The sequence below is a fragment of the Mesorhizobium sp. P3_A9 genome (assembly GCF_056402975.1).
This window is the reverse complement of the sequence record NZ_JBFUGJ010000187.1, coordinates 1-11,693: the sequence shown is the minus strand read 5'-3', so window position 1 is coordinate 11,693 and position 11,693 is coordinate 1. Positions and strand designations below refer to the sequence as shown.

At 63.9% G+C, this 11,693-nt stretch carries 11 protein-coding genes and 1 pseudogene; 4 read left to right on the top strand and 8 right to left on the bottom strand.

The annotated features are described in order from the left end of the window. Positions 1–612: methyltransferase domain-containing protein (locus AC1DX0_RS22360; protein WP_477356889.1), on the top strand; the 612-nt coding region annotated here is incomplete at its 5' end. Positions 613–631: 19 nt separating this feature from the next. Here AC1DX0_RS22360 and AC1DX0_RS22355 read toward each other — a convergent pair. From AC1DX0_RS22355 to argJ, 5 genes are all read right to left on the bottom strand, one after another. Next, positions 632–814, bottom strand: a complete 183-nt coding sequence (locus AC1DX0_RS22355) for a Flp family type IVb pilin (RefSeq protein ID WP_477224570.1) — start codon at positions 812–814, stop codon at positions 632–634. Between the two features lie 110 nt (positions 815–924). Then, positions 925–1,239 carry a hypothetical protein gene (locus AC1DX0_RS22350; RefSeq protein ID WP_477224571.1) on the bottom strand — a complete coding sequence of 105 codons (315 nt, stop codon included), beginning with the start codon at positions 1,237–1,239 and terminating at the stop codon, positions 925–927. Between the two features lie 130 nt (positions 1,240–1,369). Beyond that, positions 1,370–1,792, bottom strand: coding sequence for a (deoxy)nucleoside triphosphate pyrophosphohydrolase (locus tag AC1DX0_RS22345; protein WP_477356887.1), 423 nt, complete (start codon positions 1,790–1,792; stop codon positions 1,370–1,372). 8 nt (positions 1,793–1,800) lie between these two features. Continuing rightward, positions 1,801–2,553 (bottom strand): GNAT family N-acetyltransferase, encoded by a 753-nt coding sequence (locus tag AC1DX0_RS22340; RefSeq protein WP_477224573.1) that lies wholly within the window; start codon positions 2,551–2,553, stop codon positions 1,801–1,803. 29 nt (positions 2,554–2,582) lie between these two features. Further along, entirely contained in the window at positions 2,583–3,824 is a 1,242-nt protein-coding gene (argJ, locus tag AC1DX0_RS22335; protein ID WP_477356885.1) for a bifunctional glutamate N-acetyltransferase/amino-acid acetyltransferase ArgJ, read from the bottom strand. Positions 3,825–3,992: 168 nt separating this feature from the next. On the opposite strand from argJ, the gene AC1DX0_RS22330 reads away from it, so the two are divergent. Continuing rightward, the gene (locus AC1DX0_RS22330; RefSeq protein WP_477224575.1) at positions 3,993–5,222 is read left to right on the top strand and encodes a caspase family protein; all 1,230 of its coding nucleotides are present in this window, start codon (positions 3,993–3,995) and stop codon (positions 5,220–5,222) included. 21 nt (positions 5,223–5,243) lie between these two features. Here AC1DX0_RS22330 and AC1DX0_RS22325 read toward each other — a convergent pair whose 3' ends face one another. Then, positions 5,244–6,467, bottom strand: a complete 1,224-nt coding sequence (locus AC1DX0_RS22325) for an MFS transporter (RefSeq protein ID WP_477224576.1) — start codon at positions 6,465–6,467, stop codon at positions 5,244–5,246. Positions 6,468–6,762: 295 nt separating this feature from the next. On the opposite strand from AC1DX0_RS22325, the gene AC1DX0_RS22320 reads away from it, so the two are divergent. Further along, positions 6,763–7,362, top strand: coding sequence for a TetR/AcrR family transcriptional regulator (locus AC1DX0_RS22320; protein WP_477224577.1), 600 nt, complete (start codon positions 6,763–6,765; stop codon positions 7,360–7,362). Between the two features lie 67 nt (positions 7,363–7,429). Here AC1DX0_RS22320 and AC1DX0_RS22315 read toward each other — a convergent pair whose 3' ends face one another. Beyond that, positions 7,430–8,353, bottom strand: coding sequence for a peptidylprolyl isomerase (locus tag AC1DX0_RS22315; protein WP_477356883.1), 924 nt, complete (start codon positions 8,351–8,353; stop codon positions 7,430–7,432). 263 nt (positions 8,354–8,616) lie between these two features. Between AC1DX0_RS22315 and secA the strand changes: the two genes are divergently transcribed. Next, positions 8,617–11,349, top strand: a complete 2,733-nt coding sequence (gene secA / locus AC1DX0_RS22310) for a preprotein translocase subunit SecA (RefSeq protein WP_477356881.1) — start codon at positions 8,617–8,619, stop codon at positions 11,347–11,349. 149 nt (positions 11,350–11,498) lie between these two features. Here secA and AC1DX0_RS22305 read toward each other — a convergent pair. After that, positions 11,499–11,693: pseudogene (locus AC1DX0_RS22305) on the bottom strand (IS110 family transposase); the annotation flags it as partial.

Sequence of the window (11,693 nt, the reverse complement as noted above, 5' to 3'; positions counted from 1 at the left end):
GGCTCGGTGGCACCGCTGGAAACCGTGCAGTTCGAGCCGCAAAGCCTCGATCTGGCGGTGTCGCTTCTGTCGCTGCAAGCTATGAACGACATTCCCGGCATGCTGATCCAGATCCGCCGTGCGCTGCGGCCGGACGGGCTTTTCCTCGGCGCCTTTGCCGGCGCCGGCACGCTCAGTGAGTTGCGCGAGTGCCTGCTTGCGGCCGAGACCGAACTCTATGGCGGCGTCAGCCCGCGCGTCATACCGTTCACCGACGTGCGCGATGCCGGTGCGCTGCTGCAGCGCGCCGGTCTCGCTCTGCCGGTCGCCGACGTCGAGACCGTGACGGTGCGCTATGCCAATTTGTTTGCCCTGATGGCCGATCTGCGCGCCATGGGAGAAACCAGCGCGCTTGCCGATCGCAGCCGGCGGCCGGGCACACGCGGACTGTTTGCCCGTGCCGCGGAAATCTATGCCGAGCGGTTTTCCGACCCCGACGGTCGAATCCGGGCAAGTTTCTCGATGGTGTGGATGTCCGGCTGGGCGCCCGATGCGTCGCAGCAGAAACCGCTGAAGCCGGGTTCAGCCAAGGTCTCGCTGAAGGCCATATTGGAAGGTTCCGACGAGCGCTGAGCGCCCGCCGCGATTGCGGTCAAGGCGAAGCGAAGGCGTTCGCAAGCCTGCTGGTGTTGTTGCTGAACAGCCAGGTGAGCGAGTTGAAGACCTGGCCGATGCCGCCGATGATCGTCAGCGACAGCACACAGACGATCAAGGCGTACTCGACAGCCGTGGCTCCGGTCTCGTCCGTCAGAAAACGTAGCAGCAATGTTTTCATCACCTCGATCCCCCTTGCCAGGACCTTACCGCCGATCTGTTAAGAAAGGTTAATGGCAAAGCCTTAACAGGCGGTGAAACCGCCCCCTTCTCTAAAATATCTTAACCATGTCAGCAGTCGCCGCTGGTCCTGCCGTCGGAGCCGATGATGCAGACTGAATCGGGCTGCGGCTGCAACACGCTGCGGCGCACCGTGTAGGTGCTGCGGTGGCTGATCGAGCCGGTGGCCGTCATGTCGAGACCAGGAAAATCGTCGCGCGCCGATTGCGAGCGCGTCTGTCTGTCGAGGAAAGGGGTCGCGATCAGCGCCAGCGCCACCGCGGCCGACCCGAACAGCAGCGTGATGCGCAGGATGCCCATGCCCGCATCGGCGGCACGGAAACCGCGGTCGGGCCGGATCGAATCCCAATCCCTGTCCAGACTCATACGATCGCTCCCCAGCGAATTGGCGACGCGGCCGCAAGCACACGGCCATGCATCAATTTTTCATGATCAGATAAATCTTCCATTAACGCTGGCTGATATGGACCGTGGTCCCGATCCGTCGCCGCCGCCCTCAGAGGAGATCGATGAGGAACGGGATCAGCGGCGCGTCGGCCGGCGGCATCGGATACTCGCGCATCTGCTTCGGCCGCACCCATTTCAGCGCCTGCCCTTCCCGGGGCTGGGCGATGCCGCGGAAGCGCCTGCAGACAAACAGCGGCATCAACAGATGGAAGTCGTCATAGGAGTGGCTGGCGAAGGTCAGTGGCGCCAGGCACGGTATATCGGTYTCGATGCCGATCTCCTCATGCARTTCGCGGAYRAKRCATTGTTCCGGCGTCTCGCCGGGYTCGACCTTGCCGCCGGGAAAYTCCCACAGGCCTGCGAGTTGCTTGCCCTCGGGCCGCTGCGCCAGGAGCACGCGGCCGTCGGTGTCGACCAGCGCGCAGGCGGCCACCAGGAGCAGGCGCTTGCCGGTATTGGCCAGATCATCCATGCCCAACTTCACTCATGACCAGGTGGCTGACGATAGTGATAGCGATAGACTTCCTCGAAGCCGAGTGAGCGATAGAGCGCCAGTGCCGGCACATTGCCGGCCTCGACCTGCAGCCAGGCTTCGCGCGCGCCGCGCAGCCGCGCCCATTTCAGCGCCGACAGGATCAGGTTGCGACCATGGCCTTTGTTGCGCGCCGCCTTGTCGGTGGCGACCTCGAACAGGCCGGCGAGATCGCCGTCATGCACGCAGATCAGCGTCGCCAGCGGCTCAGTGCCATCCTCGAGTGCGAACAGCCCGGCCTCGGGCTGGATGGCGCCGATGATCTCCGACAGGCCGGGCCGCAGCGAAACGTCGGAGCCGCTGACCTTGAGCAACGCGCCGATGAAGCGGCTGATGTCCTTGAGCGGGATCTGGTCCATGGCGGCATCGAGCTGCGCATCGGCCAGCGGCAGCCGCATGACCAGCGACTCGCCGAACCGGCTCCAGCCCTCCTTGTCGAGATGACCGCCCAGATCGGGACCCGACAGCGGCGACATGCGGAACGTCAGCGGCCTTCCATAGGCATCGAAACGGCGGCTGGCCCGGCCGATGCGGTCGGCGATGTGCTGGATGTCGCCGGGATCGAGCGGATTGACCGAATTCAGCCGCTTCGCCGGATGGCCGGCGGTCAGCCGAACCACCCAGGTGCCGTCATAGTGGACGGCGGCTGCCGGCCAGGCGCGAAAACCGGCCGCCTCGTAGCGGCGCACGATCGCGAGCATGCTTGCCGGATGCCTGGAAGCCAAAACCGTCAGCTCCGATAATCGCCATTGATGGCGACATAYTCCTTGGTGAGRTCGCAGGTCCACACCGTCGCCTTGCCGCGGCCGATGCCGATATCGGCGCGGATGCGGATMTCGTCRCGCTTCATGTAGGCCGAGGTCTTTTCTTCCGAATAGGCCGGGTCGCGCTCGCCTTCATGCGCCAGCCTGTTATCACCGAACCAGATCGACAGCCGGTCGCGGTCGGCCGGCTCGCCGGCCTTGCCGACGGCCATGACGACGCGGCCCCAATTGGCGTCCTCGCCGGCAACCGCCGTCTTGACCAGCGGCGAATTGGCGATCGACAGCGCGATACGCTTGGCCGAGCGGGCCGATTTGGCGCCGGTGACGGTGACTTCGACCTGCTTGCGGGCGCCCTCGCCGTCGCGCACCACYTGCAGAGCCAGCGACTTCAGCACCTTGCCGAGCGCCCGGCGGAACTGACCAAGGCGGGCATCTTTGGGATCGGTTATTTCTGGAGCACCACGTTTGGCGGCCTTGCCGGTGGCGAAGAGCAGCAGCGTGTCGCTGGTCGAGGTGTCGCTGTCGACGGTCACCGCGTTGAAGGTCTTGGCCGTGCCGCGCGACAACAGATCCTGCAGCACCGGGGCCGCGATCGGCGCGTCGGTGGCGATGAAGGACAGCATCGTCGCCATGTCGGGGGCGATCATCCCGGCGCCCTTGGAAATGCCGTTGATGGTGACATCGGCATCGCCAAGCTTGACGGTCGCCGTCGCCACTTTCGGATAGGTATCCGTGGTCATGATGGCCTTTGCCGCCTCGGTCCACAGGTCGGGCTTGCCGTCGCTGACCAGTCCGGCAAGCAGATGGCTGAACTTGGTTGTGTCGAGCGGCTCGCCGATGACGCCGGTSGAGGCCAGGAAAACCTCTCTTGCCGTGCAGCCGGCCGCCTTGGCCGCCGCCTCGCCGGTCAGCGCGGTGGATTCGCGGCCCTTCCTGCCGGTGAAGGCATTGGCGTTGCCGGAATTGACAACCAGCACCCGCGCCTTGCCGGCGTCGAGGTTCTGCCGGCAGAAATCGACCGGCGCCGAGGGGCATTTCGACTTGGTGAATACGCCGGCGACCGTGGTGCCGGCGTCGAAGACCATGGCCAGAAGATCGGTGCGGTTCTTGTACTTTATCCCCGCTTCGGCGGTGGCGATGCGCACCCCTTCAATGACAGGCATCTTGGGGTATTTCTTCGGCGCGAGCGGCGAAATCGTCGTGGACATGGGACCTCGGGCGGCAAAAATCGCAAGGGAAGGCCGGTTTGCCCGATACGCCGCGCTGGCGCAAGGGCGTTTTCGTCGCGCTTGCCCGCGGCCGGACCCCACCCGGAATTAAGCCTGCATTTCAAATCTGTTGGCATCTCCCGGGCCTGTCGCGCTATGATTGCCCCCATGGGCAGGCTTGCGATCCTCGCATGGGCATTTCTGGGACTGTTGCTGCTGAGCGCCGACGCTGAGCCGGCGCGGCGCGTGGCGCTCGTCATCGGCAACGGCAGCTATGCCGAAGCCGGAACGCTGGCCAATCCGGTCAACGACGCGCTCGACATCGCCGACAAGCTGCGCTCCATCGGCTTCGAAGTCATCGAAGGCAACGACCTCGGCAAGCGCGAACTCGAACGCAGCATCGGCGAATTCTCCGATGCGCTCGAAGGCGCGGGCGTCGGGCTTTTCTACTATGCCGGCCACGGCCTGCAGGTCGACGGACGCAACTACATCGTGCCGGTCGACGCCAGGCTCGACATGCCGGTGAAACTGCAACTCGAAGCCGTGCCGATTGACGAAGTCCTCGACATCATGGAACAGCAGACCAAGGTCAGCCTGGTGTTTCTCGACGCCTGCCGCAACAACCCGTTTGCACGCAGTCTTAGCCGCACCGCCACCACGCGCTCGGCGACGGCGCTGGCCGGTCTGGCGCAGTTCGATTCGACGCGCGGCTCCTTCATCGCCTTCTCGACGGCGCCGGGTGCGGTCGCCATGGACGGCACCGGGCGCAACTCGCCCTTTGCATCAGCCCTTTTGCGGCACATCGCCGAGCCCGGCCAGAGCATCAACGACATGATGATCGCGGTGCGCCGCGACGTGGTTTCGCAAACCCGCGAAGGCCAGCGCCCCTGGGAGCAGGGCTCGCTGCTCGAACGCTTCGAATTCGTCCCGGGTGATGGGCCTGCCCCGGAGCCCAAACCGGCGGCTGAGCCCGCGCCGGCCTCGCAGGTCGCGGCGCTGGAACGCTCCGTCGGCGACGACAAGACCTCGATCGAGAAATTCCTGCGCCGGGATTATCTGGCGCCGGACGCCAGGACGATGAGCGAGACGGTCAAGCGGATCTACGGCTCGTCGGCCACCATTTTCGGCACACGCTACGACGCCGATGCCATCGTCAAGGTGAAGACCGACTGGTTCGCGCAATGGGCCTCCTGGTCGCTTGGGCTCGAACCCGGCAGCCTGGAGATCACGCCGCATGGCGATAACCGCACTGAGGCCGCCTTTGCCATGCGCTACGACTATGTGCCGAAGGACAAGTCGGCGGCACGCCTGACCGGCAAGGCACGCGTCACGCTCGGGCTGGTCAAGGCCGAAGATGGCTGGCGCATCGAGTCCGAGACATCGCAAGCGATGCAATGATGGCCTGATCCGGGCGCGAATTCACGCGCTTTGGCGCGACATGAATTCGGTCGCAAAACAAAGCAGCGCTGCAACCGGCAGCGCCAGGCCGATCCAGGACACCAGCGGCCAACCGCCTTGCGCATACGCCCAACCGCCGACGCCTGAGCCGATTGCGCCCGCGATGAAGAACGTCGCCATGTAAAGCCCGTTCAGACGGCTGCGATGTGCGGCGCCAAGTGCGAACAGGTCCCGGTAGCCGAGGACAAGGTTGGTCTGCACACCGAAGTCGAGCACGATGGCGGCGGCCACCAACAGCGCCAGCGAAAGCGTCGAGCCGCTATGCGCGATATGAGTTATGAGAAACGCGACAGCGACGCACAGCATGGCAAAGGCTGTCGCCGGCCGGCTCCAGCCGCGGTCGGCAACCCTTCCGGCAAGCGGCGCGGCGATGGCGCCGGCGACGCCGGCCAACGCGAACAGACCGATGCCGCGCTGCGTCAAGCCGAAATCGGGCCCGGCCAGCAGCAGCAGCGGCGTTGTCGTCCAGAACAGGCTGAAAGCCGCGAACAGGAATGCCTGGTAAAGAGCCCGCCGCCGCAGAACCGGCGTCGTGCGCGCAATATGCACCATGGACGCCAAAAGCGCGCCGTAGCTCAGACGCACCGTCGGCACGCGCTTGGGCAGCGCAAACCGCAGCACCACGGACAGCACGACCATGACAATGCAAGAGGTGAAGTACACGACATGCCAGGACGACAGCGCCGTGATGAAGCTGGAGAACGGCCGCGACAGCATTATCCCCAGCAACAATCCCACCGAGACATTGCCGACCACGCGGCCACGCCTGGCTTCCGGCGCCAGGTGCGCCGCATAGGGGATGAGGGTCTGCACCGCGACCGAGCCAAGGCCGACAAACAGCATCGCGGCCAGAAAAGCCGCTGGCTGGGTTGAAATCGCAGCACCCAGCAAGGCAAGCGTTGCAACGGCAAGTATGCCGAGCACGAGCCTGCGGTTCTCCATGAGGTCACCAAGCGGCACGATGAACAGCAGGCCCACCCCGTAGCCAATCTGGGCCATCGTGACGATCAGGCCCGCCGCATGTGGCGGAAGCCCAAGTTCAGCGCCGATCGGACCGATCAATGGTTGTGCATAGTAGATGTTGGCAACAATCAGCCCGCAGGCAGCCGCCAGCAAAAAGGTCATCCAACTCGAAATTGTCGTCTCGGCGGCGGGTGCGGAGCCGGATGCGATAATGGTCGTCATGAGGATGTCCATCGGAACGAAACGTTTCGTTGAATAGAACGAACCGTTCCGTTTCGTCAAGCGATGATGTATTGGTATCTCGATGTGTGAGCATCTCGATGTGTCAGCATTTCTTGGCATCGGCGCAGTTTGCGGCCAAATGGCTTCATTTGGCGTCCGCACAAACGCTGCAAGGAAACGAGCGCTTTGCTCGCGGATGGTTTGCATCCGGCCGGCAAATGCGGGGCGCGGCGAATAATTGTCGGCGGGTTGTCGTTTCAGCCGAGACGAGAAACCGCTTTGGGAGGAACGGCTCATGAGCGAAATCGCCGATCCGGCACGCAAATCGATTGGCGCCAGGCGCAATCCCGACAGCGCCGAAGCGATCTTGGAGGCTGCCGAAGCCGTGCTGATCGAGGCCGGCTATGCCGGCTTTTCCATTGAGGCGGTAGCGCGGCGGGCACGCGCGGGCAAGCCGACCATCTATCGCTGGTGGCCGAGCAAGGCGGCCCTGCTGCTCGAAGTCTACCAGCGCCAGAAGCGTGTCGACCTTCCCGATACCGGCAACCTGGAAGAGGATCTCGTCGGCTTCCTGATCAATCTGTTCACGCACTGGCGCGAGACATCGTCGGGCAGTGTCTTCAAATCGCTGATCGCCGAGGCGCAATCGGATGAAACCGCGGCCGCGGCCCTTTCCGGTTATGCCGGAGGACGCCGTACCCACACCGGCCAGATCATCGAGCGCGCCAAGGCAAGGGGCGAAATCGCCGGGGACATCGACCCGGGTGTGGTCGCCGACCTCGTCGCTTCCTACGCCTGGCGGCATCTCTTGATCAACCGGCTCGACGAGCCCGAGGCGACGATACGCAAGATGGTCCGCTATCTCCTCCAAGGCATAGCGCCATCAGGCAGATAGCGGCGGCCAACGAAAAAGGGCGCGGCAACCCTTGGCTGCCGCGCCCTTTTTGAAAAAATCTTCAAGCTTACTTGCCGGCTTCCATCGTATCGACGGCCTGCTTCAGCTTGGCGTCGGGTATCTCGACCTTGGCGCCGGCGCGCAGCGACTTGACCAGCGCRAAATACTTGTCGCGGATGACCGCCTGCTTGGCCTGGTCCTTGACGTCGTCGAASGCCGGCGGCTGCTTGRCGCGCTTGTCCTCGAGCTTGATGACATGCCAGCCGAACTGCGACTGCACCGGCTGCTCGGTGTATTTGCCGACCTCGAGCGCGAAGGCGGCCTTGTCGAACTCCGGCACCATCTGGCCAGGTCCGAACCAGCCGAGGTCACCGCCATTGGACTTGCCCGAGGGATCGCTGGTGTGCTCGTTGGCGAGCTTCTGGAAGTCGGCGCCGCCGTCGAGTTGCTTGATGATGGCCTCGGCCTCTTCCTTCGTCTTCACGAGGATGTGACGAGCATGCACCTCRTTGACCGGYGGSGTGTTGGCGATTTCCTGGTCGTAGCGGGCGCGAAYCTCGGCGTCGGTGACCTTGTYGACGACACCCTTCTCGACCAKCTCGCCATGCAGSGCRCGCTGCTGCAGGAASGCCATGCGGCGCTGGAAGTCGGGATCCTTGTCGAGACCGTCGGTAACGGCCTTGGCGGCCATGACGCGGATCTCGATGGCTGCGGAAAGGGCCGCGGCGCGGCGCTGCTCAGGCGGCAACTGCGCGAATTGCTGCGAAAGCTCGCCTTCGGCAAGCACCAGATCGGCTTCAGTCAAGGGCTGGCCGTTGACCGTGGCGATCACGGCATTCGGATCGACCGGCGCTGCCGCCGGTGCCGCGGCAGCATCGGCCGGAGCAGCAGGAGCGGTCTCCTGCGCCATGACAGGCGACAGGCAAAGAGCCGACAGGCCGAAGGCCAGACCAAGGCTGGCAAGCGACGCACGGCGAAACAACAAGGGCATAAGGATGACTCCGGGGAAGGATTGTAAGGAGGGGTGGCTTCCAGATCAGCCAGATTGTGGCGGAATTTGGCGCGACCGGCAGGGCCAGCGCGGCGTTGACATCAGTTGAGCCCCCTCTTATCTGTCCAACGACTTTGCGTCCAGAACCGTTTTCCGGGCGCTTTTTGTGTTTGCCCGTATTCACGCGGTGCGTTCACGCGGATGTGATGAGGCCGGCCGGCGCTCATCTTAAAGATTGAGAATTCTATCGAAAGGACCATTGAATGGTCAGTCTCGGCGGTCTCGCCCGTAAGGTTTTCGGTTCCTCMAACGACCGTCGGGTCAAATCGACCCGGCCTCGTGTCGAGGCGATCAACGCCATGGAAAACGAGATGCGGGCGCTTTCAGACGCCGAACTCGCGGGGCGTACGGAAAAATTTCGCCAGGATATCGCCAACGGCGCCAGCCTTGAGGATCTTCTGATCCCGGCCTTCGCCACTGCCCGTGAGGCGGCACGCCGCGTGCTCGGCATGCGCCCCTTCGACGTCCAGCTGATCGGCGGCATGGTGCTGCACAATGGCGGCATCGCCGAAATGCGCACCGGCGAGGGCAAGACCCTGGTCGCGACGCTTCCGGTCTATCTCAACGCGCTCGCCGGCAAGGGCGTCCATGTCGTCACGGTCAACGACTATCTCGCCACGCGCGACTCCGAATGGATGGGCCGCGTCTACAAATTCCTCGGCCTCTCGGTCGGCGTCATCGTCCATGGCCTGTCCGACGAGGAACGCAGCACCGCCTACGCCGCCGACGTCACCTACGCCACCAACAACGAACTCGGCTTCGACTATCTGCGCGACAACATGAAGTATGAGCGCGCCCAGATGGTGCAGCGCGGCCACAATTACGCGATCGTCGACGAAGTCGATTCCATCCTGGTCGACGAGGCGCGCACGCCGCTGATCATTTCCGGTCCGCTCGAGGACCGTTCGGAAATGTACAACACCATCGACACCTTCATCATCCAGCTGCAGCCGCAGGATTATGAGATCGACGAGAAGCAGAAGACCTCGATCTTCACCGAGGAAGGCACCGAGAAGCTGGAGAACCTGCTGCGCGACGCCGACCTGCTGAAGGGCGAGTCGCTCTACGACGTCGAGAACGTCGCCATCGTCCACCACGTCAACAACGCGCTGAAGGCGCACCGGCTGTTCCAGCGCGACAAGGACTACATCGTACGCAACGGCGAAATCGTCATCATCGACGAGTTCACCGGCCGCATGATGCCCGGCCGCCGCTATTCGGAAGGCCTGCACCAGGCGTTGGAAGCCAAGGAGCATGTGGCGATCCAGCCGGAGAACCAGACGCTGGCCTCCGTCACCTTCCAGAACTACTTCCGCCTCTACAAGAAGCTGTCCGGCATGACCGGCACGGCGCTGACCGARGCCGAGGAATTCGGCAACATCTACRRYCTCGAMGTCACCGAGATCCCGACCAATYTGCCGGTCATCCGCATGGACGAGGACGACGAGGTCTACCGGACGGTCGAAGAAAAATACAAGGCGATCGTCAAGGAGATCCGCGAAGCCGCCGCCAAGGGCCAGCCGACGCTGGTCGGCACGACCTCGATCGAAAAGTCCGAGCAGCTGGCCGAGCGCCTGCGCAAGGAAGGCTTCAAGGACTTCGAGGTGCTGAACGCCCGCCACCACGAACGCGAGGCGGCAATCGTCGCCCAGGCCGGCAAGCCCGGCGCCATCACCATCGCCACCAACATGGCCGGCCGCGGCACCGACATCAAGCTCGGCGGTAATGCCGAGATGCGCATCGAGGACGAACTGGGCGACATGCCTGCCGGTCCCGAGCGCGAGGCGCGGGAAAAGGAGATCAATGCCGACGTCGAGCGCCTGAAGGAAAAGGCACTGGCCGCCGGGGGCCTCTACGTGCTTGCCACAGAGCGCCATGAATCGCGCCGCATCGACAACCAGTTGCGTGGCCGCTCCGGCCGCCAGGGCGACCCCGGCCGCTCGAAATTCTTCCTGTCGCTGCAGGACGATYTGATGCGCATCTTCGGYTCCGARCGCATGGACGGCATGCTGCAGAAGCTYGGCCTCAAGGAAGACGAGGCGATYATCCATCCCTGGATCAACAAGGCGCTGGAAAAGGCGCAGAAGAAGGTCGARGCSCGCAACTTCGACATCCGCAAGAATCTGCTGAAATATGACGACGTCTCCAACGACCAGCGCAAGGTGGTGTTCGAGCAGCGCATCGAGCTGATGGACGGCGAAGGCCTGTCGGAAACCATTGCCGAGATGCGCGAAGGCGTCATCGACGAGATCGTCGCCAAGGCCATTCCCGAAAACGCCTATGCCGAGCAGTGGGATGTCGCCGGCCTGAAGGCCGAGGTCGCCGAATTCCTCAATCTCGACCTGCCGATCGAGGACTGGGCCAAGGAAGAGGGCATTGCCGAGGACGACATCCGCGAGCGCATCACGCAAGCCGCCGACGTCGCCGCCAAGGAGCGCTCCGAGCGCTTCGGCCCCGAAGTGATGACCTATGTCGAGCGCTCGGTGGTGCTGCAGTCACTCGACCATCTGTGGCGCGAGCACATCGTCAATCTCGACCATCTGCGTTCGGTCGTCGGCTTCCGCGGCTACGCCCAGCGCGACCCGCTGCAGGAATACAAGGGCGAGGCGTTCGAGCTGTTCCAGGCGATGCTGGGCAATCTGCGCCAGGCGGTCACCGCGCAGCTGATGCGCGTCGAACTGGTCCGCCAGGCCGCCGAAGCCCCGCCCCCGGAAGCGCCCGASATGTTCGGCACSCAYATYGACGGCACCACCGGCGAGAAYGAYTTCGAAGGYGGCGARACMGCCCTYCTGGTSCGTCAGGAGAACAACACCATCGTCGCCCCCGAAGACCGCGACCCCGACAACCAGGCCACCTGGGGCAAAGTCGGCCGCAACGAATCCTGCCCGTGCGGCTCCGGCAAGAAGTACAAGCACTGCCATGGGGCGTTTGCGTAAGGACGCCGCTTCTTCCTTCTCCCCGTTTCACGGGGGTGAGGCGTGGTCCGCGCAGCGGACGAAAAGCCAATTGCTTGGCTTTTCGAACAACGAACGCCCGGAGCGATAGCGAAGGGCTGGTGCCGAAGGGCGGATGAGCAACTGTGTTTTCAGGCTTTGTCTGGACACCAGGGTTGGTTGTGTCGAAGCATGGCGCTGAGGATGGTCATAATCTTTCGGGCCACGGCGACGATGGCGACCTTTGGTTGCTTGCCGTTGGCAATGAGACGCTGGTGGAAGGCTCTGAGTACGGGATTTGAGCGGCTGGCGGTGAGCGCTGCCATGTAGACCACCCTGCGCAGAGC